This window comes from Gemmatimonadota bacterium (assembly GCA_026387915.1).
Classification (GTDB): domain Bacteria; phylum Gemmatimonadota; class Gemmatimonadetes; order Gemmatimonadales; family Gemmatimonadaceae; genus Fen-1231.
Window position 1 is genome coordinate 18,345 of the sequence record JAPLKS010000017.1, and the last position, 24,742, is coordinate 43,086.

Consider the following 24,742-nt stretch of genomic DNA (forward strand, 5'->3'; position numbering starts at 1 on the left):
CGGATAAGCGAGCGCGGCGGATAAGCGAGCGCGGCGGCGCGCGGTGTGCGGCCGCCGTCTGGCGGCAATGGCGCTACTTCTTTGGCGGTGGCGGAACGAGATCGGCCCACTCGATGGCCGAACCGCCCTCGGTGGCGCGCTGATTTTCCTTCTCCACCTGACTCACGATTTCGCCGCGTAAAATGCGCACGTCCGTGGGGGCTTCGATGCCCAAACGCACGCCGTGGCGATCGGTACTGAGGACAATGATCCGAATGTCCCCGCCGATCACAATCGAGTCGCCTTCCTTGCGGCTCAGGATGAGCATACTGCGGCCTCTTACTGCTTGATGGACATCAGCGATTGGGACATTTCGTTGACCGTCTGCATGTACTTCGACGCCGCGATGAATGCCTGCTGATAGCGAATCAGCTTCATCAGTTCTTCATCGGTGTTCACGCCGGTCGCACTTTGTCGACGGTTGGAAGCCTGATCCGCCAAGGTTTTGTAAACCGTCGCGGAATCGTCTGCTGAATTCTTCTTCACGGCGAGGCCGGACACAAGGGTCCGGAAGGCGCCGGTGACCGAATTTCCGGCAGCGGAGGGGGAATTGTCGCGCAAAGCCGCAACATTGAGCGCGACCGTGTTGTTCCCCGCGGCGTTGCGTGTGTTACCCGAGGCAATGGCCGAGGCACTGGCGGCGACAGAAGCCGACAGACTGATATTTATTGCCGAGGCGTTTCCAGGGGTCGAGTCGAAGAAATCGACGTTCGATCCGGTCGGCGGCGCGTTGACGTCCCAGTTTCCAGCGACCCCGCCCGCACCCTCCGCCGTTGACCACCCGGTCTTGTGCACGGTGTTCACATCCGTGATGATCGCGGACGCGATGGCGTTGAGCTGCCCCTGCACTCCCGGCAGGTCGGTGCTCAAAAAATCGATGTAGGCGCCCATCTGGCCACCCAAACTGCGCAGCGGCATTCCCGTGCCCGTGGGCGACGTGACGGAAACGGTCGTGTTATTCAGAGTAAGCGTTTTGGCGTCGCCACCGTCCACGATCGACACGCTGCCAATCACAATTTGATTGCCGCCGTCCGCACGATCCATGACGGTGATCGGCACGATCGTCGACAGCTGGTCAATCAACTGATCGCGCTGGTCACGCAAATCATTGGCTGGCTGGCCAGTGGCCTCGGCCGGCACAATGAGCTTATTGATCTGGGCGATCTTCGTGGTGAGGCTGTTGACTGTACGGATGGAGTCGGCGAGGCTGTTGCTGGCCTGCGTCCCGACTTCCGTCAACTGGCTCGCATAGGTGTGGAACGAATCGACGAGCGTCTGCGCGCGCTGTTGCACGACCGTTTTCGAAGCCGCGTCAGCGGGATTTGACGAGAGATCACTCCACGCATTGTAGAACCCGTCGATCGCGCCACTGAGTGCGTTCGTGTTCGGGTCGCCAAGCACGGTTTCCACTTGCCCCAGCAGTCCAGCCCGCGTCTTAAACGAACTGGCAGGCGTGTTCTGCGAACGAACCTCGGCGCTGAGCAGCGCATCCCGCGCGCTCACGACGTTGGAGATCGCGACGCCGGTGCCAAAGGTGTGGAGCCCACTATACTCGGGCGGCGCCGCCGTGAGTTGCACGCTCTCACGGGTATATCCGGGCGTTTCGGCGTTCGCGATGTTGTGACCGGCAACCTGAATCGCCGCTTGCTGCGCCAGAATCGCCGAGCGCCCGACGCCGAAGAGGGAGTCCATCGAGGCCATTAGACTCTCCGGTCGAGTAGCGCGCCACCTTGACGGGGCGCATAAGTGACTGCCGCACCACCAGCAACGGCGGCGGCGGGATACCCAGACGCAGGCGTCGCGGCCACGCCGCACATCGCCCGCACGTACTGATCCGCGGAATCAATCGCGCCGCGGAGCACGCGGCGGTTGACCTCCACCTCGCGCTGCAACAACCGCGCTTCGCGCGTCACCACCGCCACCGCTTCGCGCACCGCCTCAGGCGCCTCGCCAACAAAGAAGTCTTCAATGCCGGAGAGGCTGAGGTCATCACCCTCGCCGAGCATATGATTCAGTGAGCGGCGACGACGACGCGCTTCGCCGAGTGTGACGAGCACACGATGCGTCGCAAATACAGAATCGTCCACGGCGTCGAGGTCGTCGCGCGCCACGGCGTCGCGCTGACGACGCATGATCGCAATGAGATCGGCGAGCAACCGCGCCTCAGAATGCAACGCGTCACCCAGGGCCGCCACCGTCGCCGACGTGTGAGCAATGGGCGTGCGCATGAGCATGAGATTTCCAGCAGGAATCACTGCGGGCATCACGTTGGTCAACGGATCTCCGGCGCCTCAGGGCGCGGCAACTTCGGACTTTCGGCAACAGGCGATTGCTGCGGGGACAACCGGTTCTTGAGCTGCGCAACCATCACGTCGCTCAAGTCATGGTGCCACTGCTCGGGTAGTTTATCGGACATCTTTTGGTCGAGCATCGAGTTGAACATGTCTTCGCCTGCGCCTCCGCTCAGGACGCCTTCATCCTGGGGCACGGTGTCACGCATGGCCTTGAACAGCTGCATCACGAACACACCCTCAAACTGTTTGCCAGTTTTCCGGAGGCGTTCCACTTCATCGGGACGCGGAGCCGCTGTCGCGGCGCCGGTCACATTCGGAATCGTCATCGGAGCACCACCTCGGCGGTAATCGCGCCCACGTCGCGCAGGGCTTCGAAGATCGCGCCGATCTCACTGGCCGTTGCCTGCATGGCGTGGAGTGCGGAGGCGATCTTCTGCACCGGCGTACCGGTCGGCACGCGCATGCCGCGCACCGATGCTGTCGTATCAGTTGACGGGCCGATGCTGAGCGTAATGCCAGCGTGGCTCACGGTGGCTTCACCCACTAGCAACTCGCCGCCTGCCACCACCGTGCCGTCGCGTCCGTCAATCACAAGCTTGGCCGCGCGAGCCGGGCGCACCTTCACATCACGCACACGTGCGAGCGCATTCGCGAATCCGCCGGCGGTGTCCTTGAACGCGAGGACGATTGACCCGGGATCCTCGACCTTCGCAATCCCCTTGGCGCCTAGCGCCGAGTCGATCGCCGCGGCCATACGGGTGGCGGTCACGAGGTCTGGTTCACGCAGCAACAACTTATTGGAGGTCGCCATCTGCGGACGCGGCATGTCGGCTTCGAGCATGCCACCATCTGGGACGCGCGCGGTGGTGAGCAGCTGCGCCTGCTGACGGCTGACGCCACCAACGCTCACCACGAGCGCACCCTGCGCACCGGCGAGTGGCTTGCCACCAGCGTCCGCAACGAGCGGCGTCATCCACAACACGCCACCGCGCAGCGACTGTGCATCGCCTAGCGACGACACGCGCACTTCAAAGTGTCCGCCCGGGCGGAGGTACGGAGAGATTTCAGCCGTCACGAGCACCGCCGCCACATTGCGCGTGCGCAGCATTTCAGCGGGTACTTCCACATCGAAACGACGGAGCAGGTTGACCACCGACTGCACGGTCTGCCGCGAACCGGAGGTGCCCATCACGCGATCGCCGGTCCCGTTGAGGCCGGTCACGAGACCGTAGCCCATCAAACGCACCGGCGGCGCGGCATCGGTCATCACGAGGTCGCGCACGCGCACATCCTGGGCGCGTGCCGTACCAGCCACCACCGAGAGGAGGAGAGCGGCGAATACCGCGCGACGAACCACAAACGAAAGTGACATCATGGCCAGACGAGTCCGAGAACCTTCGAGAGAATACCCGAGCGCGGCGTGCCGAGCGATCCACCCTTTTGGGCGTACTCGATCTGCGCGTCTGCGATCTTGGTGGAGAGCACGGCGTTGCTCGCCGCATCCACATCCTGCGGCCGGATCCAGCCCGTGACGACGACGTCCTGCTGGTTCTTGTCGATGTTCACGAGTTTATGTCCGCGAATCTGCAGCATGCCCTGGGGCGACACGCCGATCACACGCACGCTCATCTGCGACCGGAAATCGTTGCCGCGATTGGCGAGGCCCGCCTTGCGCGAGTTGCCGTTGTTGTCGAAGTCCATGCTCACATCGACGTTGGCCGACGGCGCGCCAGGCGAAGCGGGCGGCCGAATGTTCAGCCCGAGCGACTTAGAGCGATTCTCCGAGTTGTTGTCGGTGAGGTTGGCATTGGCACTGGTGCGTTCGTTGATCATCACCATGATGATGTCCCCAACGCCGTAGCGCATCTTGTCTGAGGTCCACGACTGACGCACCGGCGGCTGTAGCGCAAACGAATCCGCCACCGGCTTGGGCGCCGTCTTGCTCTGGGCAGCGAGCGCCAATGCGGTCATCGGCAACAGCGCTGCCGCACAGCACGCGCGGCGAAGGAACGGGGTCATCGTGAAACTCCTCATGGAAGCGAAATAGTCGCGGGGCCAGTCACGGTCCCGGTAATAGTGCGTTGGGCATCCAAGCGCACGCGCACACGTTCCCCTAGCACACCAGGGCCGAGTGCGGTGCCATCACGCGAAACCACAATGCCGTCTACTGTCGCCTGCACCCGTACTGGGGCGCCGGCATGGACCAACTGCGGCGGAGCAATTGCCGGCTCCCGCAACGCTTCGCCCTGACGGACAATGCGACGGGTGATCCAGCCATCTATAGAAGCAGGATTGCCATCTGCCTCGGCGACAATATCACCGAGCGAGAGCACGAGCCCCCGCGGCAGATCGCGCGCGGCGCGAAGCGTGGCCGGGGCCACACGACCCGCCGATGCCACCTGCACGCTCTGCGTTGCCGACGCAGCTGCCCCCTGCGCGTCGGCAGCGCGAACGCCGGCGACGAGCAAGAGTCCCGCGAGCAACGCCCGATGCGTCATGATTAGCGCACCAAGTTGTTCGAGATGTCAGCCATCGACTCGCTGTTCTTGACGGCCTTCGAATTGATTTCGTACGCGCGCATGGCGGAGATCATATCCACCATCTCCTGCACGATTTCGACGTTGCTGGCTTCGAGGTAACCCTGCGAGACCTGACCAATGCCATCTTCGTCGGGATACCCAGTGGCCGGATCGCCGGACGCGCTCGTGGCCGCCATCAAGTTGCCGCCCATCGACTGCAGCCCAGACGGATTGGCAAACCGCGCGAGCTCGATGCGGCCGATTTCCACCGGCTTTGCGTCCGTGCTCATCGTGGCAGTCACAATGCCGTTGGGAGAGATCGCGAGATTGGCGAGGCCAGCAGGGATTTTGATGCCAGGCACAATCGTGTGCCCTTCGCTCGTCACGAGCGTGCCCTGATCCGAGATCTGGAACGAACCGTCGCGCGTATACGCCGTCTGGCCGTTGGGGAGCTGCACCTGAAAGAATCCTTCGCCTTGGATCGCGAGATCGAGCGGACGATTGGTCTGCTCGAGCGCGCCCTGCGAATGCATACGCTCCACTCCAGCGAGCCGCGTACCACGTCCCACCTGAATGGCGGGCGTCGTGCTGGCGTCGGTGGCGTTGACAACCGCCGCACCTTGGACCGTTTGATACAGCAGGTCTTCAAAGTGTGCGCGGCTGCGTTTGAAGCCGGTCGTGTTGACGTTCGCGAGATTGTTGGCGATGACCTCAGTGCGGGTCTGCTGCGCCATCATTCCCGTGGCGGCGGCACGAAGAGCGGGATCCATGTATGACTCCGGAGTTAGCTGGGCTTGCCGAGTTCGGTCACCGCGATGCCGCGGGCCGAATCAATGGTCGAGATAGTTTTCTGCACGCTGGCGTACGCGCGCTGGACGGCGATCATATCAACGAGCGAGTCGATGGAGCCGACATTGCTCTCCTCGCGTGAACCCTGACGCACCGAGCGGTCGGCGGGGGCGAGGCGTTGGCGCGTGGCGCCGGGAATAAAGAGGCCGCCGCCTTCATGCTGCAGACGGGAGCCCGTGGGAGCGGTTTCAATACGAAGGCGCGCGATCTGCTTGCCGTCGGCCAGCACGGCGCCGTCTTCTTTGACGGTGAGCGCCTTGGTGGCATGCGGTACGACGATCGGTCCGTCCACACCGCCGGCGTCGTCGGCTTCGCCGAGCAACGGATGCCCAGCCTGATCCACGATGCGCGACTGGTCATCGAGGTGCAGGGAGCCGCCACGGGTCAGACGTTCACCCGCCGTTCCCTCCGTCGTGCCCTGCGCCACGAAAAAGCCGTCGCGGGCAATGGCGAGATCGAGCGGTGCGCCGGTATTGGTCATGGGACCGGCGCGAAAGTCAGTGGCGGTTTCAACGGCCGGCGTACTGCCGTCCGAGAGGAGACGCGCAAAAGCGCGCTCCCCCTTGAAGCCGTCCGTATTGATGTTGGCGAGGTTGTTGGCCACGACTTCCTGGCGGCGCTCCAGATAGCGGAGTGCCGCGGCGGCGTTGTCGAGTCCAGTTGGACGAATTCCAGTACCCATCTTGATCCTCCGGTTCGCCAACTACAAGTGCAACGTCCGTGCCACGCCGCTCGCTCGCTAACCTGTTGATTTACAATCACTTACAGAAACACCCCGGCGCCACCTGAGCGGGGCCGGGGTGTTCATTTAGGAAGATTTTGCCGGGTACTTGGCCTACCCGGTTGGTCCTTTCAGGCGACGTTCGCCCGGAGCGGCTGAAGCTGCTTGCGGAGCCGGCCAAGCGCCTTGGACCGGATCTGCGACACCCGCGATTCCGTGAGTTCAAGAATCGCCGCGATTTCATGGAGCTTGAGCTCTTCGAAATAGTACAGCGTCAGCACAATGCGCTCCTGCTCACCGAGCCCTTGGATGGCCGATCGCAGAATGTCGACTTCCTGGTCGAAGTTGATGCGCTCCTCAACCCCTTCTTCATCTGGGCTCGACAGCGTTTCGGCGGGGGTCGGCGACTCTTCGTTGTTCTCGCGTGTGCTGCGGTCCAGCGGAATATGGACCGCGCCTTCGATGTCGGCCTGCCACTTCCAGAGCGTCTGCACATCGACGCCAAGCGCTGTAGCGGTTTCCTTGTCGCTGGCATCCTGGCCGATGGTGCGGCTCGCCTGTTCGTGCGCCACGCTGATCTGCCGCGACTTGCGGCGAATGGAGCGCGGCACGTGATCCTGGCGACGGAGCTCGTCGAGGATCGCGCCGCGAATACGCGGGGCGGCAAAGGTGCTGAAAGCAAGACCACGACTGGGCTCAAAGCTCTCAAGCGCGCTCATGAGGCCAAGCGTGCCGGCGCTCACGAACTCGTCGAACTCCACGTCGGCGCCAAGGCCGGACGCGAGCTGACGAGCGACGAAGTACACAAGGCCGAGGTGCTCGTTCAATAACTGCTGGCGGGCATCGGCGTCGCCCTTCTGGTAACGCGTCCAGATCGGATCGAGGTCCATCATCTCAGTCTCTCCAGGAATGCTGGCGCGCCGCATGGGAAGCGAACGCTGTGGTGGTGATTTCAGTAACCAGTCGTGCTGCGATCTCTAATCCGGTTTGTCCGGCGCGGAACCGGTCAGCGACATACGGGAGCGGATGGGCGGCAAGAATAGCCGCCCGCAACTCTTCATCTTCAGGAATCGTGCCAGCGTATCGCAGTTCGCGGTTGAGGAACCGCGAAGCGGCACTTTGCACCGATCGAAATGCGTCAAGACCGCGTGCGGTATCTTGGCGATTGACGGCAAAATCAATCACCGCGAGCGGAGCGGCTTCGTGAATGGACTTCACCACGGCGTACGCTGCCGCGAGCGAGCCAGCGTCAATACTCGCGCTCACCACCAAGTGGTGCGCATCCAGCGTGCTCGCCACAGCACTGATCATGTCGTGCTGCGAGCCAGCATCGATCACCACCACTTCATGTTCGCGAAACGCTGGCAGGAGTTTCCTGACCGCGGAGCGACTATCCCCCCCGGCAAGCATTGCCGTGCTGATGCCGAGCTGGTCGGCAGAATCGCCGAGCATTTTGGCACGTTCATCCGCATCGTTGGCGGTGCCGACGAGCATCGTGCGCCGTGACTCCGCACCGGCAGTTACGGCCATGAGCATAGCCATCACCGACACGCCAGATCCTCGGCGTGGCGCACTCACCGCGATGATGCGCGTGTCGCCAAGTTGCGCCGCTGCGCGTCGACCGTTGAACGAACGCGGTGCGGTCATGCGAATGCGACCTGTTCGTCCGGTGCCACATCAAACGCGTTGATAATCATCGGCCCGGCCAAGTGGAGATCACCGCCGGCCAGCTGGCCATCAGTAATCCAACGGGCGGGCAGACTCAGCGCGCTCGCGATCATTGCGAGATTGGCGTCGTTGGGCACTTCATCGAGCTTCGTCAGCAACGCGTGCGACACGCCGAGCGATTCGGCGTCTTCGCGAATGTGCGACGCGAGATCAAAGCGCGTCGTAGCCGGAAAAACGAGATGCGTTTCGTCTGGATTGATCTCGCGGAGCATCGAACGCCATACGGCGCGTGCGGCACGCGGCGCGCAGCCGGGCGTGTCGACAATAATCACGTCACACGCCGCGAGGCGGCGCTGCGCGGTGTGAATGCTCTTCTGGTCGTGCACGACTTCGACGTCCAAGTCGTGCGCGTCGGCAAAGCGAATAAGGCTCTCAAACGTGCCGCTCCGGTCCGGATCAATCACGAGCAGACCGGCGCGCGACGCTCCAAACGCATCATCACTCACGGCGAGCTTCTGTGCCGTGAGTGTCTTGCCGCCGCCCGTTGGCCCCACGAGGGCTACGACATATGGACGATCGCGGCGCACGCCACGTGGTGCGAATACGGGAGGTGCGGCTGGAGTCAGCTGCCGGCGAAAGCGGGCGATCTCGCGCGCGTCCACGGCGACGACTTCGATAAATGTCTGTCGGCCCTCGCGCACCACGCGCGAGTGCGCGATCATGGCGTCGTCGCCGAGTGTCAGGCTTACGTCGCGGTACACGGTGGCCAGATCTCGGCCACGGAATCGTTCAAGCCGCATGTTTCAGCTCCCACGTCCCGATAGTGCTCAGGTTGACGAACGGTGGCAGTTCCGCGAGCGATACCACGGGCAGCTGCGGCATCACAGGCTCAATCAGACGACGTACGCCAACGCGGAGACCGGGCGGCACGAAGAGCGGCATCGTGCGCGCGTCGGGCGCGGCGGCCATAAGGTTCTGCAGTTCGCGGAGCAGTCCAGCCAAAGAATCGGGCGTGAGCAGGCTCGTGCCAGGCTGAGCCGAGCGCGGAGCAAAGAGCCCCATGAGCGATGCCTCGAGGCGCGGTCCAAGCGTAATGCCGCGCAGCGCGCCGTCTTCGCCCATGAACTGATTGGCAATGACGTTGCCGAGCGAACGGCGCACGTGCTCGGTGAGCTGTTCCGGATCTTTGACCACGTCGGCATTGTCGCCGAGCGCTTCGAGAATCGTGACCAGGTCGCGAATCGGAACGCGCTCACGGAGAAGGCGCTGCAGCACGCGGTGCAGAATGCCCAGTGAGATTTTGGCAGGCACGACTTCTTCAACAAGTGCCGGATGCGTCCGCTTGAGCGTCTCGACCATTTCCTGCACGTCCTGGCGACCGAGCAGTTCAGCGGCGTTGGCCTTGATGGTCTCCATCAAGTGCGTGGCCACCATCGTGGTCGGTTCAACTACGACGTAGCCCAGCGCTTCAGCCTCGGTGCGGCGCGACGGATTGATCCAACGCGCCGGCATACCGAAACTCGGATCCGATGCTTCGACGCCGTCAATCGGCTCGAGCACAGCGCCAGTATCGAGCGCGAGCACAAAGCGCGGGAGCACCTCGGCGCGCGCGACTTCGGAGCCGCGGAGCTTGATGATGTATTCGTTGGCCGGCAGACGGACGTCATCGCGAATGCGAATGGCCGGCACCAGAATGCCGAGGTCCACCGCGGCCTGCTTGCGGAGGAGGCTAATGCGTTCGAGCAGGTCGCCGCCCTGCGACTCGTCGATGATCGGAATGAGCGCGTAGCCCACTTCGATTTCGATCGGGTCGAGTTGCAGCAAGTCCTTGAGCGGCGACGGTGCGGGCGGTGCGGCCGCTTCGGGCACAATGCGCTCCGACTCGGCTTTCGCTTCGCGCTGATCCTGAGCGTCCGTGGCCACTTTACCAATCGCAGCAAACACACCGGCCAGAATCAAGAACGGAATCGTGGGGAGGCCCGGGATGATAGCGAAGGACGCCAACACACCACCGGTGATATACAGGGCCTTGGGCTGCGCGCCGAGCTGCGAGCTCAACACGTTGCCGAGGCGCGTGCCACCCGCGGACGTGACCATCAGGCCAGCGGCGGTGGAGACGATCAGCGCGGGAATCTGCGCGACGAGTCCTTCACCAACGGTGAGGATGGTGTACGTCGAAGCCGCATCGGCAATCGGGAGGCCGCGCTGCACCACACCAATAAAGATGCCGCCCAGAATATTGATGCCCGTAATGAGCAGGCCGGCAATCGCGTCGCCCTTTACGAACTTTGAGGCGCCGTCCATCGCGCCAAAGAAATCGGCTTGGCGGCTGATGATCGAGCGACGTTCGCGCGCGGTGGCCTCGTCAATAAGACCGGCGCTCAAGTCGGCGTCGATCGCCATTTGCTTGCCGGGCATGGCGTCAAGGGTGAAGCGCGCCGCCACTTCGGCCACGCGTCCAGCACCCTTCGTGATAACGATAAAATTGATGCCAACGAGAATCAGGAAGAGCACGAGACCCACGGCATAGTTGCCGCCGATCACGAACTTGCCGAATGCCTCAATCACCTGTCCCGCATGGCCCTGCCCAAGAATCAACCGTGTGGAACTCACGTTGAGCGCGAGGCGGAAGAGCGTGAGCAAGAGCAGCAGCGCGGGGAAGGAGCTGAACTCAAGCGGGTCTGTGGTATAGAGCGCCGCGAGCAAGACTACCAGCGACACGCCAATGGAGAGCGCCAAGAACAAGTCGAGCATGAACGGCGGCAGCGGCACCACCAGCAAGGCGATGACGAAGACGACGGCCACGGCGACGCCAACTTCGGCGATTCGCGCGCGGCGCACATCCGGGCCCGGAACGATCATGGTGCTCATACGGTGACGGCGGTTGAAGAGCGAGCCGGCGCGCCACGACGGGCGCGCTGACGAATCACAAAGGCGAGGACTTCAGCAACGGCGGCGTACAAGTCGGCGGGAATCATCATGCCGACCTGCGCCGACCCGAGCAGCGCCCAGGCCAACGGTTTGTTTTCAATGACCGGCACGTTGTTCTCGTACGCGATCTTCTTGATGCGTTCGGCGATCTTGCGCTGACCCATGGCGAGCACAATCGGCGCCGGTGCCTTGAGAGCGTCATAAAGCAGCGCCACGGCGACGTGCGTCGGGTTGACGATGATCACATCGGCCTTCGGCACGTCTTGGAACATCTGGCGACGCATCCGCGCGCGCGCCGCCGCCCGCATGCGACCCTTCATCTGCTGATCGCCTTCGGACTGTTTGGATTCCTGGCGAACCTCTTCCTTACTCATCTTGAGGTTCTTTTCGTACTGCCACCACTGAAACAGATAATCCGCCGCGGCGAGCACGAGATACGCGAGGCCGGCGCTGACGAGCATCTTCACGGAGTAGTGACGCGTCGTCTCGAGCAAGCTGGCCGGATCTCTCGACGAGAGTTCGGTGAACTCCGGCCACGCCGCCGACAGTGCGCGCCATACGGCCCAACCGATAATCGCAACCTTGAGAAGCGCCTTGATCAACTCCGCCACCTGACGCCAGCCCAACATCTGACCCGCGTTGGTCATCGGGTTGAGGCGTTCCCAGTTCGGACCGAGCGGCTTGATGGTCAAGGTGCCGCGTGCCTGAACGGTGGCAACGGTGAGTGCCGTCACGGCCACACCCGCTGCGAGAAAGGCAATGATGTACAGCGTTTCACGGCCCGTCTGCTGCAGCAATGACACGGCCGCACCTTCGCCGCCCTTCATCGCGCCCACCTGACGGAGTCCGCTCGCAAAGAGTTCGATCATTCGTGCGGAAATCGCCGGCGCCACGGTGTTGATCGTAAAGGCCGCACTCAGCATAAGCGCCGCGGTGCCGAGTTCCGGCGATCGCGGGATGCGGCCTTCTTCCTTGGCGTCTTGTCGCTTTCGCGGTGTTGCTTGTTCGGTTTTTTCCTGTTCAGAATCGTTTGCCATAATCGCGCCTCAGCGGATAGCCACGGCCATAAAGCCGCGGGCAACGACGCTGAGCATGCCGTCGTAGACACCGGACCATCCGCCGAAGAATCGGGCGATGGCCGGCAAGGAGGCGATCAGTGTCAGCAAGCCGACGGCGATCTGAATCGGGAACGAAACTGAGAGAATGTTGAGCTGCGGAGCCGCGCGTCCAAGGACGGCCAGCGCCACGTTGGTGATGAGCACGGCGGCAATCACTGGTGCCGCAAAGCGCACCCCAAAGGCAAAGAGCGCTCCGCCCAGCTGCAGCATGGCCATCATTCCGCCCGGGAGTGATACGGGCTGACCCAGCGGCAGCGCATGGAACGAGTCGGCGAGCGCCGACAGCATTTGGAGGTGCAGGTTGAACGAGAGCAGCAACGTGACGGCGAACAGCCGCATGAAGGTGCCGAGGACCGGCAGATTTTCGTTGCTGAGCGGATCGAGAATCGCCGAGCCGCTCAAGCCGATCTGCACGGCGACCACGTCGCCGGCCGTCTCGGCGGCGGCAATGAGAAGAGCCGCCCCCAGTCCGATCGAGAAACCGATGACGGTTTCCGTAATGAGCGTTGCGCCGGTGATGTGGGGTACCGTCGACATCGCCGACAAGGCCATGGGCTGCAACAGCAGGGTGAGAATGACCACGAGCATCGCGCGATACATGCGCGGCACCACGGTCTCCGACAGCGCCGGCGCGACCAACATCAATCCGCCCATGCGCGCACCGGCGAGCACGAGTGCCTCTCCGGAGCCGCGGGAGAACAGATCGAAGGGCGCGACCGCAATGTTCATGACGCGAGATTCGGAATGCTGCGGAGCAGTTCGGCGGTATAGCGCACCGCCGTCTGAATCATCCACGGCAGGCCAATCAAAAAGACCATGGCCACGGCGGTGAGTTTTGGCACGAAGGCGAGCGTCTGCTCTTGGATCTGCGTGACGGCTTGCAGAATGCTGATGATCAATCCCACGATGAGGGCGACGAGAAGCATCGGCCCTGCGAGTGAGGCGGCCAACAGCAACGCGTTGCGTGCGAGGTCGACGACGATGGTATCAGACATTAGCGGAAGCTCTGGACGAGGCCCTGAATGAGCAGTGACCACCCGTCGACGAGCACAAAGAGGAGCAGCTTGAAGGGCAGGGAGACCATCACGGGCGGCAACATCATCATGCCCATGGACATGAGCACGGAAGCCACCACGACGTCGATGACGAGAAAGGGGAGAAAGAGCGCGAAGCCAATCTGAAACGAGATGCGCAGTTCACTGGTGGCAAAGGCGGAGACGAGCACGACGAGCGGCACATCTTCCGGGCGGGAGACGGCCGGCTGGCGGCTGATGCTCATGAAGGTCACGAGATCGCGCTCGCGCACCTGGCGCAGCATGAAGGTGCGAAACGGCTTGACGCCTTCGGCGAGCATCGTGGACTGTTCCATCTTGCCGTCGAGCCAAGGCTCGAGTGCGGTGCGATTCACTTCGGTGAGCGTCGGCGTCATCACGAAGCCCGTGAGGATCAATGCCATCGCGGCAATCAACTGCCCCGGCGGGGCACTCTGCGTGCCCATCGCCTGACGCAGAAAGTGTAGGACAATGAAGATGCGGGTGAAGCCCGTCATCATCAGGATGGCCGTGGGCAGTAGCGTGAGCAGTCCCATCATGACGACCACGCCGACGGTGCCGGAGAGTCGCAGGCCACCCGCCTGTTCGCCGACGCGTAGGTCGATGCGCGGCGCGAGCTTGGCGATCATCGTGTCCGCGCGTGCGACAGTCGGGCCAGCGGTCGCGGCCTTGGCGGGCGCGGCTTTCGTTGGCGCCGTTTTGGTCGTGGCGGCAGGGTTCTGTGTCGGCGCCTTGGTTGCGGCGGATGGCTGAGCCGGCGCGGCCTTGGTCGGTGCAGCGTTTTGTACAGGGGCGGCTTTCGTCGGCGCGGCGTTCTGTGCCTGCAGCGAACCGATGGCCAACATCAGCGCGAACACCAGTCCGGTGGACTGGCGCAGCGCTTGGCGCAACGTGCCGCCGAATCCGCCAGCAACATCCGTGGTGGTCGGAACAGCAATCGCATCAGCGCCGGCCGGCGTGTCGACTTCGACCAGCGTGCGGACGCCGCCCTCACCAATGGACACCGCAATGAGTTGCTCGCCGATGCGAACAATCGCGATGCCCTGACGCGGTCCGAGCGGCAAGCGCTGGACTACCTCGAGCGGCATACGGCTGGTGCCGCTCGCCGTGGTCGGCGCATAGCGCTTGAGCAAACGGAGCGTGAGCACGAGCAGCCCGAGCACAAGCCCGAGCATGCCCATCACGCCAATGAACGACCCAATGGTCACGCGGCGGCCTCGATCGGGCTGAAGCCCTGCACCACGGAGGTGAGGCGAATGCCAAAGTGTTCGTCGATGACGACCACTTCGCCTTCGGCAAAGCGACGGTCGCCGACATAGATGTCCACCGGCTCGCCGGCCAGACGCTCGAGCTGAATGACGGACCCGCGTCCGAGGCGCAGGATTTCTTGCACGGTCATCTTGGTGCGGCCGAGCTCGATCGACACGGGCAGGTTGAGGTCGAGCAGCATAGAGAGCGGAACTTCACCCTGGCCGTTGAGGGTCGTGGTGAGTTCGGTGTAGTTGGGCTGTTGGCTGTCAGTCATGGCAGTGGTCAGAGAGAGGTCAGCGGGTGCCCGGTGCTTCTGGGGCGTCGAGGAGTCGAACTGCAAGCTTTTTGCCAATACGGCCGGCGGCGGCACTGTAGCGCTTGTGGCCGCCGATATGCAGCTCGAGCGGCGTATCCGTGGGAATGCCGGTGGGGATCACACTGCCCATCGGGAGGTTGAGCAGCTGGCGCATCGTGACGTTGAACATTGGCATCCGCGCGGTGATATCCACGTTGGTGGCGCGCAGCGAATCTTCGGCGAGTTCGCGCGTCCGACGGCGTTCCTCATCAGAGCCCGTCATTTCCTTGACGCGCTTGGAGTCGCTGGACGAGAAGAACTTGTCGAGCACGGAGAGCGGTAGGCACACCACGAGCAGCGAGGTGAGCGAGCCCGAGCTCACCTGGATGTTGGCGACGAGCACCGGATCTTCGCGGGCCACGCCCTGCACCATCTCGGGGAACGACTCAAACGTCGTGATCGCGAGGTCGAGCCCCACGAAATCTTGCCAGATCTCCGCGAGCAGGCCGGAAATGCGTTCGACGACCATACGCACGGCGAGCCGCTCGATGGGCGTCATCGCGCGCTGCATCAGCGCCGGGTTGTCACTGCCGCCAAAGAAGCGGTCGACGAGGAAGTAGGCGAACTCGTGTCCGACGTCGATCACGCCCTTTTGACCGGGCACGTTCACGATGTCAAAACCGTACGACGCGCACGGCGTCGGCAGCGAGAATGTGAACTCGCCGAAGGTGAATTGCTCCACGCTTTGCAGCTTGAGTTCCACCTGACGGCGCACGCGGCCGATCAGCCATGCTTCAAGCGATTTCGTGAGACGCTCGTACATCGCTTCGAGCGTCCGGAGACGCTCTTTGGAGACGTGGCGCGGACGGCGGAAATCGTACAGCTGCACATCTTCGCTCGTCGTGTAGCCAGGGTCGGCTGCTGCGAGCGGATCTGCGCTGCTGCCCAAGAGGGCATCGATCTCAGTCTGGGAAAGTTTTTCGGCCATGTCGAGATCCCTCTACTGAAGCACGAACTGCGGAAAGAACACGCCGCGGATCACGTTGGGTCCGAGCAGCGAATCGAGAGCCGTCTTGATTTCTTTTTTGAAGCCATCGCGTTGCGAGACGTCGGAGAGGTCTTCGGTGGTCTTGGTGCCGAAGATGCGCAGAATGGCGTCGCGTGCTTCGATCTCGCGCTTCTTGAGTTCAGCGTGCGCCAGCGCATCGCTGACTTGCAGGCCGATCGAGATGAGCAGAAAGCGCTGGCCACCAGACGCGGCCGGATTCATCACGAGGTTGTCGAGCAGTAGCACCGGGGATTCCTTGCCAGCCTCACCCTTCGCTTCCGCCTTCTTTTCCTTGCCAGCTTCCGCGCTGTCGCCGGCCGGTCGCGGAGCGAGCCGATGGGCGATGGTCGGGCCTGCCACGAATGCGCCCATCCCGACGCCGAAAACCAACCCGGCGACGATGATGATCGGTCCAAGCTTCCCCTTCTTTGGGGCTTCGGTTGCTTCGGCGACTACTTCTGTCTGCTCGTCAGCCATAATCTCGGTCTGGCAAAAGTCTGAGAGAACTGCTTTCGAGCTCTCTATAGGCAGACCCCGTGCCACCGAGACTGGACTTGAGGTTTATTAAGTCAAACCCTTTATTCGCAACGAGTTACAGTATATCTACGGATGGTGTATTGCCGTAAATAATGCCGCTGGAGCGTCAAATACGGCAATAATTGCCGAGTCTTTGGCGGCTCAATGTGCCCGCCCCTTTATATAGAAGGGGAGCCGACCCCGTAGGACCGGCTCCCCCTCCTGTCTGGCTCTGCTCCGCTCAGATCACATCAGTGTGTGAGTCCGCCGACCATCCGGCCTATCGCTTGAGGTTCACGAGCTCTTGCAGCAGTTCGTCGCTCGTCGTGATGACCTTGCTGTTGGCCTGGAAGCCACGCTGAGCGATGATCATTGAGGTGAACTCCTGTGCCAGATCGACGTTCGACATTTCGAGCGCGCCGCTGGTGAGCGTGGACTGGCTGCCTTCGAGGGCAAAGCCGAGCACCGCGCCGCCGGAGTTGGACGACTCCGAGTACATGTTATCGCCCACGCGCAGCAAGCCGGCGGGGTTGTTGAAGTCGGCAAGCGCAATCTGCGCGAGCGCGACGTTGACGCCGTTCGTGAACGCGCCGGTCACTTTCCCGGTGCGATCGATCGTGAAGTTCTGGAGCGTGCCCGAGGTGTAGCCGTCTTGGTCGCGCAGCACGGCGGTGGTGCTGCCCGAGAACTGCGTGAGACCGTTCACGCCGACACCCGGATCCATGGCGATGCTCACCGCGGCAGCGCCGGGCGGAGTAAACGTGATGGTCTGGAGTGTCGGTGACGACATGGTGCCGTCCGTTTGGAACGTAAAGACACCGCCGCCCGCGACCGTGGTGGGGTCCACACCCTGCGCCGCCAGGTCAGCCTTATCAACTTCCCACGTCCACTCACTGTCGTCGGACTTGTACAGATACGCCTTGACGTCGTACTTGGTGCCGAGGGAATCGAAGGTCGTGATCGACGCTTCCGTCCACGACTTGGCATTCGCGGCCACAGCACGCGTATCCGTTCCGAATCCACCGACGAGAGGGTTGCCGGCGCCGGCTCCGTCTGGATCGGTCAGATCAAAGATCGGCGCGGATGCATCGAGGTTGCCGGCGAGCTTGACGCTCGAGGTCGACTTGGCCGCCGTCTTCTGGCCGAACGGAAGCTGAATGTCCGTAATGCCTTCTTGAAACACGCCGTTGATGGCCACCTTGCCCTGCACCACAAATCCGTTCGACGGCGACACAAGCTTACCGTTGGCGTCCACCTGGAAGTTACCGGCGCGCGTGTAGTAGCTCTGCGTTCCCTTTCGCGCGACGAAGAACGAATCGCCCTGAATCGCGACGTCGGTGTTGAGGCCGGTCGTTTCGAGGTTGCCCTGCGAGAACACCGTGTCCACGGAACCGATCTGCATGCCGAGTCCGACCTGCACCGGGTTGATACCGCCCTGATCGCCAGGCGGACGGCTGCCGCCCTGCAATAGCTGGGCAAAGCCTTCCTTGAACGTGACACGACCGGACTTGAACGCCACTGTATTGACGTTCGAGATGTTGTTGCCGATCACGTCCATTCGGATCTGGTGATTCCGAAGGCCAGACACGCCGGCGAAAAGAGAACGAAGCATTAAAGAACTCCTGAGGTTTAGTTAGCGCCGAACACTTGCACGACCGTCCCGGACGAGAAGGTTCGAGTACCGCTGGTTATTACTGCACCGTTCGTGCCAAACTGAATTCCATCGACGCGCGTTGTGATAAGAGGCGTGGGATTTGTGACCTTTCCCGTGCCGTCCTTGAAGTCGAACGCAACCTTATACGTGCCGGGGATGAGCCCGTCGGAGAGCGTGGTCAACGAGTAGCTGTGCTTGCCGCTGGTCACACTTCCCATGTCCTGTGACCGTAACGTGTTGCCGTTCGCATCCGTGATGCGGACGGTGAGTTTGCCACCACCGTTCGGAATGTTGACCGCCGCCGCCGACGTGGGAGACGTGCCGCCCACGGCGATCTGCGGATCAGCCACTTCCACGTTCTTACCAATCAGGCCCAGCGTCGCCGAGTTGTTGATGGCATTGACCAGCGATGCATTGCTGTTGGACTGCGCCGTCAGCGTGCTGTTGATACTCTGGAGCTGCTCCACCGAGGAGAACTGCGCGAGCTGCGACGCCATCTGCGACCCGTCCTGCGGAGCGAGTGGGTCTTGGTGCGTCATCTGGGCAATGAGCAGTTTGATGAACTGATCCTTTCCCATGGCGCCGCCAGCGCCGGCCGTCAGCGGATCAACCGTGCTGCCGGAGGTGGTGCTGGTGTAGCCCGTACTGCCGATTGGTGCTGTCACGGTGTATCTCCCTTCTGCTCCCGACGGGAGCGGTTGCGGGACGGGTCCTGTTGTGAACGCTGTCCCTGAGCATCGCCGCGTGAACGCGACGATGAAGAAGTCTCTGCGAAAAGCGTGCCGGGCCGTGCGAGAGCAGCCGCGCCGGACGCGGCGAGACCGCGCGCGGAGTCGGGCGCCGAACTGCCGGCAATCAATGCCGAGGCGCGAACCCGCAGGGCGTCGGTCGACAACCCCCGCGCTTCGAGCGCCGAACTGAGTTCCTGAATCCGGTTGTTGATCTGTTCAGCGGTGGCGGCATCTCGTACGTCGATCGTGGCGCCCACAGTGGAGCCGCGCACCCCGACGCGAATACGATCTTCGCCGCCCTCACCATTGTCCATCTTGAGCGTCATGAACGAGGCCGGCTGCGCGTCGCGCGCATCCTGCAGGGCGAGCACCTGGTCCACACGCGATGCCGCGCTGGTACCCACAAGTCCCGATCCTTCCGTTGGTGTCACCAACGCACGCGTCATCTCACTGCCAATAGACCGAAGGTCGGCCAGGCGCGCTTCCGGAGTACGCGGCTCGCGCGAATCAGTCGGCGACGTCGATGCATCCGAGGCGCTCCGAACCGCAGCGCCTTGACGATCCGGTGCCGAACGCTCACGATCGCCACGCGTGCTGGCGTCGTTGCGCGTGCCGCCTACGGTCACCAGCGTGTCACTTGTGACCTGCGTTGCGGAGCCGGGCGTTGCGGAGCTGGGCGCTGCGGAGCCGGGCGTTCCTGTTGCGGCAACATTCGCCGCACGCGCCACGCCGGCCACAGCGGCAACAGCTGCCACACGGGCCACCCGCGCCACGTTCAGCGCGGCTGCCGACGCTGGCAATTCCTGCGTCAAGGACGCAACAGCTCTAGCGTTCGTGGCCGTGTCAGCGGCGGGGTTCACCGTCGCTGCAATCTGCACGTCAGTCACAGTCGCAAACTTGCCAATGTCGCTCACCGAACGACCACCCGGCAGCTGCACATGTCCTGGGTCGCGCGGTCCGAGTGTCTGCAGCCCTTCTTCCTGCGCAACCTGGGCTAAGTGCTGATACCCAGCCGCATTGTCCCACTTACCGTCCACTACAAGATCTGCGGCGGCGCCAGCGGAGTGCTGCGACGCACGCGTCCAAGTGACCACCGGACCGGGACGTGTACGCCCCTGTTCGGCAAGATAATCCTGGCGCGTTTGACTTCTCCACGCCTCATTGACCGTGACGTCGTGTCCGAACTCGTCCTTCATTCGCTCGATGACGCGTTCTACTTTCGCGCGGAACTCCGGCTGCAGCGAACTCACATCACGCACGATAAGTGTCGGATCAACCGCAGCGAGTGCGCGGCTGGCGTCGAGTGGAGATGCGCCCGCGGCGTTGGTTGCGGCTCCGGTCAAATCCGTCGACGAAGCATCGGTCGGAGCAGCGGTCGAAGCGTCGGCCGATGCGGCCTTCGCGTCGGTGGTCAACGCTGTGGCAGTTGCCGCAGCGGCATCTGCCGCCTTAGCATCTGCCGCCTTAGCATCTGCCGCCTTAGCGTCAGAATCACCGGCTACGCGCGCGATCAGTTCACGTAGCGCATCGGTCGCGGCATGCCGTGGGGTCACAGCGCCAGCATTTTCGTCTACGAGCGCGGCCGAACTGGACGCCGCATCGGCTGTGGAAACATTCGCATCGCTCTGCACCGTGCCATCGCCAGACGACGACTGCGACGAAGCATCGACCGGCATTTGCGCATTATCCGACGACACGGTCATGACCGAACCTTCGCTCGGGGGCAGGATCGTACCGTCACTCGAAACGTTGTCGCTCTCAGCGTTTGCGTTCGGCTTCAACACACGCGCGAGTAGCCCGGCAAAACGCGCGTGCGTAGCCGAGGGCAACGTACCATCCATCCGCTGCGAGTCCGCACCGCTCCCCGGCATCGCCGAGAATGGCGCTCCTCCTCCCACGGGCGCGCCCGAAGGCGCGAAGGTCGGCATGACGTTGCTCACTTGGACGCAACCTTACCCTTGAGCAGCACTTTACTCAGAGCGGCCGCGCGTGCTGCGGGCATCATCGTCATCACCTCACCGGCCTTCTTGTCTGGCAAGGCGCCGAGGATGGTCAGGACATCGGCTTCATCCATCTGCTCGAGCACTTTCGCCGCGTCCTTTGAAGACATCGTACTAAAGATTTTCGATAGACGTCCACCGGCCACAATATTCGGTGATCCAACAGTCGCGGGCGCGGGTGCTGCCACCTTTGCTGCGGGAGTGGCGGGCGCTGTCTTTTTCGATTCTGGGGCGCTCACGACTTTCGCATCCGACCCGGCAACCTTTGCCGTAGCAGGCGCGGCCATCGGCTCGGCCTTGGCCGGTGCGGCAGCTTCCTTCGTGGCTTCGGCGCTGGCGGGCTCAACAGCGGCCGCCTCCGGAAGCGCGGCGGCCTTTGCAAGCTCTTCACTTGGGGCTGCGGCTGTCGGTGCTTTCGCCTTTGCGAGACTGTCTGTCTTCGCCGCAAGCTTCTTCGTCGCTTCCGCAACGGCAGCCTTTTCCCGTTGCACGACGACGGCGATACTACCGCCCAGTCCGAGTGCAAAAAGAATAGCAGCGATGATAATGGACTTTTTCATTGATCGTCGTTCGTTTGAGAAGCCTGCCTGCCGTTATCCATAAAGCGCGTGCGGCCAATGCCATCCATCACATCCCGCTCCGCCCGTGCATCTTCCACCTTCCAGCTCTCCAGCTGACGCTCGCGCAGGCGGTCCAACACTCGCCTATCCCGCACACGCTCGCCGAGCTTACCCTGTTTCTCCTGCACACTCCGTTCCGCAGCCGCGACCAACTCGGCGGCGCCGACGATTCGGGTGTCGAGCTGCTCCATCAGAAATGCCACCTGCCGGATCGCGCCGATGGTCTGCGACTGACCCAGACCGGGGAGCATGACATCGCGTGCCTCGGCGCGGCGTTCCGCCAAGGCGTCCTTGTTGAGTCGCGCAGCCGACTCGGCGTTGTTCGCCGTCGCAAGTTCAACGGCTGCTTCACGTTCGGCTTTCTGCCGCATCGTGAGTAGACGTTGAAGTGCAAATCGGAAACGCGGCGCGGTCATGCCACGGACCTACGGTTACATGCGGCGTCGATCTTTGCGGCGAGCGCAATCAACTGACTCCGCGCGTCGCCAAACACCGTGTGTTCGAGCGGCGTCTGCCGAAGGAAGTTCAGGATAGGTTCACGCAACTGAATGGCGGCGTCCACCATCGGATCACTCCCCTTGGCGTACGCGCCCACGAGAATCAGGTCTTCTTTCTCGCGGAATGCCGCTTCGCAGCGCATGAGCGTGAGCACGGCCTGCTGGTGCTCTTTCGTCGTGACATGGTCTTTCACGCGGCTCTTACTGTCGAGCACGTCAATCGACGGATAATGCGCGCCGGCGGCGAGCTTACGGGTCAGAACGATATGGCCGTCGAGAATGGATCGCGCAGCGTCGGCCACGGGCTCGTTGAAGTCGTCGCCGTCCACAAGCACCGTATAGATGCCAGTGATACCACCCTTGGCGCCGTTGCCGGCACGTTCGAGCAAGCGCGGTAGCGCCGCGAACACCGAGGGCGGATAGCCCTTTGTAGTTGGCGGCTCGCCAATAGCCAAACCGATCTCGCGCCACGCCATCGCAACGCGCGTCACGGAATCAACCATCAGCAACACTTGCTTGCCCTGATCGCGGAAATATTCAGCGATGGCCGTAGCCACCAACGCACCGCGTGCGCGAACGAGCGCGGCCTGGTCGCCGGTTGCTACGACAATCACCGAGCGGGCGAGTCCTTCGGGGCCGAGAGAGTTTTCAATGAAGTCGCGCACTTCGCGACCACGTTCGCCGAGCAAGGCAATGACGTTGACGTCGGCCTTGGCCTGGCGCGCAATCATGCCGAGTAGCGTACTCTTGCCCACGCCCGAACCGGCGAAGATGCCCACGCGCTGGCCGCGACCGATGGTCAGCAGGCCGTCCACGGTGCGCACGCCCGTCTCCATCGGCTGGTCAATGACCTGGCGATGCAAGGGGTTCGGCGGCTCCGCGGAGAGCGGCATGCGTTCTGTGAAGTCGAGTTTGGGGCCGCCGTCAATCGGCTGGCCGAGTCCGTTGAGCACGCGGCCGAGCAGGCCCGGGCCCACGTCAACACCAAACGAACGGCCGAGCGGCACCACCATCGAACCGGGGTGAATGCCCTCGAGTTCGCCGAGTGACATGAGTAAGACACCTTTGTCGTGAAAGCCGCACACTTCGGCCAGCACAGAGCGTCCTTCGGTCAACGACGAAATCCGGCAGATCTCGCCGAGTCCGACGTCAATGCCCACGGCCTCCACGACGAGTCCGGTGATGCGAACGACGCGACCATACCGCGCGAGGCGCGGCAGATCGGCGATGCGGCGAGCGAGCAACTCAGGCATTGGTGGAGGTGTAGGCGAGGCGGCGGTACGCGCGTTCGAGCGCAGTGTCTACGCGACCATCGATGATCCGATCGCGGCCTTCAACGACGCAGCCACCCGTCGAGATGCGGTGATCGGCAATCCAGTGCGATTCGCGACGCGGCCCAAGGTCGGCCTGATCGAGGCCGCCGTGGGCTTCGATCAATGCGAGATCGTTGGGATTGACACGAATGCGAACCGCCTGATCAATCGGGAACTCACCAAGCGCGCGGCGCACGAGCTTCAGCACGATGCCTTCGTCGGACGCGATTTCACGGTCAATCACGTGTCGCGCGATGATGGTGGCCAAGGCCGCGATATTTTCTTCGATCGATCCATTCCAACGTTCTTCGTTCGTGCGAAGCACGTTCAGGGCGTCTTCTGCGGCGCGCAACACGTGCTGCAAACGCGCGTGTTCGCCTTCCTCGCCTTCACGACGTCCTTCTTCAAAGCCGAGCGCGTAGGCATCGGACAGTTCTTTGTCGCGCAAACGCTGTGCTTCGGCAGCCGGATCGAGGCGCGGAGTGGGGACCCCAAAGGCGTCGAACGCTGGCCGGCCGCCGCCGAGATCGTCGGGACTCCACGTAGACGTGGTGCCCGCCAACCCAGCGTGCCGGAAGCTGGAAGCGTTACGAAACGACAATGTCGTTTGCCGAGGCGTTGAGGACGATTTCTCCGGCCTCTTCGAGTACGCGAGCCTGAGCAACAATGGCCGCCTGTGCCGCTTCGACTTCCTTCATGCGTACCGGTCCCAGCATTTCCATTTCGTCCTTGAGCCCGGTGACGGCGCGCTGCGACATCTGCGCCATGATGCGGGTCTTGAGTTCCGCGCTCGCGCCCTTGAGGGCAAGAGCGAGTGTTTTGGTATCGATATCTTTGAGGACGCGCTGAATAGCGGGATCTTCGAGCTGGATCATGTCCTCGAACACGAACATCAAGTTCTTGATCTGCGTCGAAAGCTCGCTGTCGTGCTCGGCGACCTTCTCGAGAATCGCCTGCATGAGTCCACCCTGCACGAGATTGAGCACGGCCGCCACGGCCGCCGGCCCACCGGCGAGCGCCATCCCCGCCTGAAAGTCGAGGTCGATGTCGGTGCCCAGGGAGCGTTCGATGAGCATCAACATTTCTGGCGACACCTTCTCCATCTTCGCCATGCGGTAGGCCACGTCGGTGGAGAGGGCCGGATCAAATTCCTTGAACACCGCCGCGGTCTGCGGCGGCGCGAGATGCGCGAGAATCAGCGCGATCGTCTGGGGGTGTTCATTGCGGAACGTGTTGGCAATCTGCACCGGGTCTGCCGTGCGCAGGCGCTGCAGCCCCGCGTTGTCGGACAGCTGGCTTACGACGCGTTTGAGAATGCCCTGCGCTTTCTGTGCGCCAAAGGCCTTCTCTAGAATTTCCTTGCAATAGTCCACGCCGCCCGTGGAGAGCGCCTCGCTGGCGACGGCCGTCTCGACCCATTCCAGCAACACCTGTTCGGCGGCGGCCGGCTCGACACGATCCATACGCGCAATCTCAAAGGAGATCGCTTCCACTTCGTCGCCGCTCAACTTCTGCGTGATCTTCGCGGCCTGTTCAGCACCGAGTGCCATGCACAGAATCGCCGCCTTCTGGCGACCATTGTAGCGCGGCTTTCCATCGTCGTGTAGGCGGATGGCCTGTGCCATG

Annotated in this window: 28 protein-coding genes; all 28 read right to left on the reverse strand. The window is 62.9% G+C overall.

Features of this window, described 5'->3' with window-relative positions:
* Nucleotides 1–73: 73 nt before the first annotated feature.
* The 28 genes from csrA to fliG all read right to left on the reverse strand — a co-directional run bounded on the left by csrA (nt 74) and on the right by fliG (nt 24,741).
* Nucleotides 74–307 carry a carbon storage regulator CsrA gene (gene csrA, locus NTZ43_09830; GenBank protein ID MCX5767505.1) on the reverse strand — a complete coding sequence of 78 codons (234 nt, stop codon included), beginning with the start codon at nt 305–307 and terminating at the stop codon, nt 74–76.
* Nucleotides 308–318: 11 nt separating this feature from the next.
* Complete coding sequence (flgK, locus tag NTZ43_09835) at nt 319–1,731, reverse strand: flagellar hook-associated protein FlgK (protein ID MCX5767506.1); 1,413 nt, start codon at nt 1,729–1,731, stop codon at nt 319–321.
* Between the two features lie 8 nt (nt 1,732–1,739).
* Nucleotides 1,740–2,303 carry a flagellar export chaperone FlgN gene (gene flgN, locus NTZ43_09840; protein MCX5767507.1) on the reverse strand — a complete coding sequence of 188 codons (564 nt, stop codon included), beginning with the start codon at nt 2,301–2,303 and terminating at the stop codon, nt 1,740–1,742.
* 8 nt (nt 2,304–2,311) lie between these two features.
* Nucleotides 2,312–2,659 (reverse strand): rod-binding protein, encoded by a 348-nt coding sequence (locus NTZ43_09845; protein ID MCX5767508.1) that lies wholly within the window; start codon nt 2,657–2,659, stop codon nt 2,312–2,314.
* Nucleotides 2,656–3,708 carry a flagellar basal body P-ring protein FlgI gene (locus tag NTZ43_09850; GenBank protein ID MCX5767509.1) on the reverse strand — a complete coding sequence of 351 codons (1,053 nt, stop codon included), beginning with the start codon at nt 3,706–3,708 and terminating at the stop codon, nt 2,656–2,658. Before NTZ43_09850 ends, NTZ43_09845 begins: the two co-directional genes overlap by 4 nt.
* Nucleotides 3,705–4,352, reverse strand: coding sequence for a flagellar basal body L-ring protein FlgH (locus tag NTZ43_09855; GenBank protein MCX5767510.1), 648 nt, complete (start codon nt 4,350–4,352; stop codon nt 3,705–3,707). Before NTZ43_09855 ends, NTZ43_09850 begins: the two co-directional genes overlap by 4 nt.
* Nucleotides 4,353–4,363: 11 nt before the next feature.
* Nucleotides 4,364–4,831 (reverse strand): flagellar basal body P-ring formation chaperone FlgA, encoded by a 468-nt coding sequence (gene flgA / locus NTZ43_09860; GenBank protein MCX5767511.1) that lies wholly within the window; start codon nt 4,829–4,831, stop codon nt 4,364–4,366.
* A 2-nt stretch (nt 4,832–4,833) separates the two neighbouring features.
* The gene (gene flgG, locus NTZ43_09865) at nt 4,834–5,622 is read right to left on the reverse strand and encodes a flagellar basal-body rod protein FlgG (protein MCX5767512.1); all 789 of its coding nucleotides are present in this window, start codon (nt 5,620–5,622) and stop codon (nt 4,834–4,836) included.
* Between the two features lie 14 nt (nt 5,623–5,636).
* Complete coding sequence (locus NTZ43_09870) at nt 5,637–6,383, reverse strand: flagellar hook-basal body protein (protein ID MCX5767513.1); 747 nt, start codon at nt 6,381–6,383, stop codon at nt 5,637–5,639.
* Between the two features lie 170 nt (nt 6,384–6,553).
* Nucleotides 6,554–7,315 carry a FliA/WhiG family RNA polymerase sigma factor gene (locus NTZ43_09875; protein ID MCX5767514.1) on the reverse strand — a complete coding sequence of 254 codons (762 nt, stop codon included), beginning with the start codon at nt 7,313–7,315 and terminating at the stop codon, nt 6,554–6,556.
* Between the two features lies 1 nt (nt 7,316).
* Entirely contained in the window at nt 7,317–8,069 is a 753-nt protein-coding gene (locus NTZ43_09880) for a hypothetical protein (protein ID MCX5767515.1), read from the reverse strand.
* Nucleotides 8,066–8,890, reverse strand: a complete 825-nt coding sequence (locus tag NTZ43_09885; protein ID MCX5767516.1) for a hypothetical protein — start codon at nt 8,888–8,890, stop codon at nt 8,066–8,068. The genes NTZ43_09880 and NTZ43_09885 overlap by 4 nt, the downstream gene beginning before the upstream one ends.
* On the reverse strand, nt 8,880–10,961 hold the full coding sequence (flhA, locus tag NTZ43_09890) for a flagellar biosynthesis protein FlhA (GenBank protein MCX5767517.1): 2,082 nt from the start codon (nt 10,959–10,961) through the stop codon (nt 8,880–8,882). Before flhA ends, NTZ43_09885 begins: the two co-directional genes overlap by 11 nt.
* Nucleotides 10,958–12,058 carry an EscU/YscU/HrcU family type III secretion system export apparatus switch protein gene (locus NTZ43_09895; protein MCX5767518.1) on the reverse strand — a complete coding sequence of 367 codons (1,101 nt, stop codon included), beginning with the start codon at nt 12,056–12,058 and terminating at the stop codon, nt 10,958–10,960. Before NTZ43_09895 ends, flhA begins: the two co-directional genes overlap by 4 nt.
* Nucleotides 12,059–12,067: 9 nt before the next feature.
* On the reverse strand, nt 12,068–12,868 hold the full coding sequence (fliR, locus tag NTZ43_09900) for a flagellar biosynthetic protein FliR (GenBank protein MCX5767519.1): 801 nt from the start codon (nt 12,866–12,868) through the stop codon (nt 12,068–12,070).
* Nucleotides 12,865–13,134 carry a flagellar biosynthesis protein FliQ gene (gene fliQ / locus NTZ43_09905; protein MCX5767520.1) on the reverse strand — a complete coding sequence of 90 codons (270 nt, stop codon included), beginning with the start codon at nt 13,132–13,134 and terminating at the stop codon, nt 12,865–12,867. Before fliQ ends, fliR begins: the two co-directional genes overlap by 4 nt.
* On the reverse strand, nt 13,134–14,399 hold the full coding sequence (gene fliP / locus NTZ43_09910) for a flagellar type III secretion system pore protein FliP (protein MCX5767521.1): 1,266 nt from the start codon (nt 14,397–14,399) through the stop codon (nt 13,134–13,136). Before fliP ends, fliQ begins: the two co-directional genes overlap by 1 nt.
* The gene (gene fliN / locus NTZ43_09915) at nt 14,396–14,716 is read right to left on the reverse strand and encodes a flagellar motor switch protein FliN (protein ID MCX5767522.1); all 321 of its coding nucleotides are present in this window, start codon (nt 14,714–14,716) and stop codon (nt 14,396–14,398) included. The genes fliP and fliN overlap by 4 nt, the downstream gene beginning before the upstream one ends.
* A 19-nt stretch (nt 14,717–14,735) precedes the next feature.
* Nucleotides 14,736–15,725, reverse strand: a complete 990-nt coding sequence (locus NTZ43_09920) for a FliM/FliN family flagellar motor switch protein (protein MCX5767523.1) — start codon at nt 15,723–15,725, stop codon at nt 14,736–14,738.
* A gap of 12 nt (nt 15,726–15,737) precedes the next feature.
* A complete protein-coding gene (locus NTZ43_09925; GenBank protein MCX5767524.1) occupies nt 15,738–16,262 on the reverse strand; it encodes a flagellar basal body-associated FliL family protein in 525 nt (174 codons plus the stop codon).
* 319 nt (nt 16,263–16,581) lie between these two features.
* The gene (locus tag NTZ43_09930) at nt 16,582–17,913 is read right to left on the reverse strand and encodes a flagellar hook protein FlgE (GenBank protein ID MCX5767525.1); all 1,332 of its coding nucleotides are present in this window, start codon (nt 17,911–17,913) and stop codon (nt 16,582–16,584) included.
* A 17-nt stretch (nt 17,914–17,930) separates the two neighbouring features.
* Nucleotides 17,931–18,620 (reverse strand): hypothetical protein, encoded by a 690-nt coding sequence (locus tag NTZ43_09935; GenBank protein MCX5767526.1) that lies wholly within the window; start codon nt 18,618–18,620, stop codon nt 17,931–17,933.
* Nucleotides 18,617–20,614, reverse strand: coding sequence for a hypothetical protein (locus NTZ43_09940; GenBank protein ID MCX5767527.1), 1,998 nt, complete (start codon nt 20,612–20,614; stop codon nt 18,617–18,619). Before NTZ43_09940 ends, NTZ43_09935 begins: the two co-directional genes overlap by 4 nt.
* A gap of 8 nt (nt 20,615–20,622) precedes the next feature.
* On the reverse strand, nt 20,623–21,246 hold the full coding sequence (locus NTZ43_09945) for a hypothetical protein (protein MCX5767528.1): 624 nt from the start codon (nt 21,244–21,246) through the stop codon (nt 20,623–20,625).
* Complete coding sequence (gene fliJ, locus NTZ43_09950; GenBank protein MCX5767529.1) at nt 21,243–21,722, reverse strand: flagellar export protein FliJ; 480 nt, start codon at nt 21,720–21,722, stop codon at nt 21,243–21,245. The genes NTZ43_09945 and fliJ overlap by 4 nt, the downstream gene beginning before the upstream one ends.
* On the reverse strand, nt 21,719–23,056 hold the full coding sequence (locus NTZ43_09955; protein MCX5767530.1) for a FliI/YscN family ATPase: 1,338 nt from the start codon (nt 23,054–23,056) through the stop codon (nt 21,719–21,721). The genes fliJ and NTZ43_09955 overlap by 4 nt, the downstream gene beginning before the upstream one ends.
* Nucleotides 23,049–23,717: a FliH/SctL family protein gene (locus NTZ43_09960; GenBank protein MCX5767531.1), complete on the reverse strand. Its 669-nt coding sequence runs from the start codon at nt 23,715–23,717 to the stop codon at nt 23,049–23,051. Before NTZ43_09960 ends, NTZ43_09955 begins: the two co-directional genes overlap by 8 nt.
* Nucleotides 23,704–24,741, reverse strand: coding sequence for a flagellar motor switch protein FliG (fliG, locus tag NTZ43_09965; protein MCX5767532.1), 1,038 nt, complete (start codon nt 24,739–24,741; stop codon nt 23,704–23,706). Before fliG ends, NTZ43_09960 begins: the two co-directional genes overlap by 14 nt.
* Between the last annotated feature and the right edge of the window lies 1 nt (nt 24,742).

Bases quoted from the DNA above. Each gene is read 5' to 3' on its own strand.
- flgA (MCX5767511.1), bottom strand. From the start codon at position 4,831: ATGACGCATCGGGCGTTGCTCGCGGGACTCTTGCTCGTCGCCGGCGTT.
- csrA (MCX5767505.1), bottom strand. From the start codon at position 307: ATGCTCATCCTGAGCCGCAAGGAAGGCGACTCGATTGTGATCGGCGGG.
- NTZ43_09870 (MCX5767513.1), bottom strand. From the start codon at position 6,383: ATGGGTACTGGAATTCGTCCAACTGGACTCGACAACGCCGCCGCGGCA.
- NTZ43_09920 (MCX5767523.1), bottom strand. From the start codon at position 15,725: ATGGCCGAAAAACTTTCCCAGACTGAGATCGATGCCCTCTTGGGCAGC.
- NTZ43_09895 (MCX5767518.1), bottom strand. From the start codon at position 12,058: ATGGCAAACGATTCTGAACAGGAAAAAACCGAACAAGCAACACCGCGA.
- fliG (MCX5767532.1), bottom strand. From the start codon at position 24,741: ATGGCACAGGCCATCCGCCTACACGACGATGGAAAGCCGCGCTACAAT.
- flgG (MCX5767512.1), bottom strand. From the start codon at position 5,622: ATGGATCCCGCTCTTCGTGCCGCCGCCACGGGAATGATGGCGCAGCAG.
- NTZ43_09850 (MCX5767509.1), bottom strand. From the start codon at position 3,708: ATGATGTCACTTTCGTTTGTGGTTCGTCGCGCGGTATTCGCCGCTCTC.
- NTZ43_09880 (MCX5767515.1), bottom strand. From the start codon at position 8,069: ATGACCGCACCGCGTTCGTTCAACGGTCGACGCGCAGCGGCGCAACTT.
- NTZ43_09940 (MCX5767527.1), bottom strand. From the start codon at position 20,614: ATGCCGACCTTCGCGCCTTCGGGCGCGCCCGTGGGAGGAGGAGCGCCA.
- flgK (MCX5767506.1), bottom strand. From the start codon at position 1,731: ATGGACTCCCTCTTCGGCGTCGGGCGCTCGGCGATTCTGGCGCAGCAA.
- NTZ43_09930 (MCX5767525.1), bottom strand. From the start codon at position 17,913: ATGCTTCGTTCTCTTTTCGCCGGCGTGTCTGGCCTTCGGAATCACCAG.
- flgN (MCX5767507.1), bottom strand. From the start codon at position 2,303: ATGCCCGCAGTGATTCCTGCTGGAAATCTCATGCTCATGCGCACGCCC.
- flhA (MCX5767517.1), bottom strand. From the start codon at position 10,961: ATGAGCACCATGATCGTTCCGGGCCCGGATGTGCGCCGCGCGCGAATC.
- NTZ43_09945 (MCX5767528.1), bottom strand. From the start codon at position 21,246: ATGAAAAAGTCCATTATCATCGCTGCTATTCTTTTTGCACTCGGACTG.
- NTZ43_09955 (MCX5767530.1), bottom strand. From the start codon at position 23,056: ATGCCTGAGTTGCTCGCTCGCCGCATCGCCGATCTGCCGCGCCTCGCG.
- NTZ43_09875 (MCX5767514.1), bottom strand. From the start codon at position 7,315: ATGATGGACCTCGATCCGATCTGGACGCGTTACCAGAAGGGCGACGCC.
- NTZ43_09885 (MCX5767516.1), bottom strand. From the start codon at position 8,890: ATGCGGCTTGAACGATTCCGTGGCCGAGATCTGGCCACCGTGTACCGC.
- NTZ43_09855 (MCX5767510.1), bottom strand. From the start codon at position 4,352: ATGACCCCGTTCCTTCGCCGCGCGTGCTGTGCGGCAGCGCTGTTGCCG.
- fliJ (MCX5767529.1), bottom strand. From the start codon at position 21,722: ATGACCGCGCCGCGTTTCCGATTTGCACTTCAACGTCTACTCACGATG.
- NTZ43_09845 (MCX5767508.1), bottom strand. From the start codon at position 2,659: ATGACGATTCCGAATGTGACCGGCGCCGCGACAGCGGCTCCGCGTCCC.
- fliR (MCX5767519.1), bottom strand. From the start codon at position 12,868: ATGAACATTGCGGTCGCGCCCTTCGATCTGTTCTCCCGCGGCTCCGGA.
- fliQ (MCX5767520.1), bottom strand. From the start codon at position 13,134: ATGTCTGATACCATCGTCGTCGACCTCGCACGCAACGCGTTGCTGTTG.
- NTZ43_09925 (MCX5767524.1), bottom strand. From the start codon at position 16,262: ATGGCTGACGAGCAGACAGAAGTAGTCGCCGAAGCAACCGAAGCCCCA.
- fliN (MCX5767522.1), bottom strand. From the start codon at position 14,716: ATGACTGACAGCCAACAGCCCAACTACACCGAACTCACCACGACCCTC.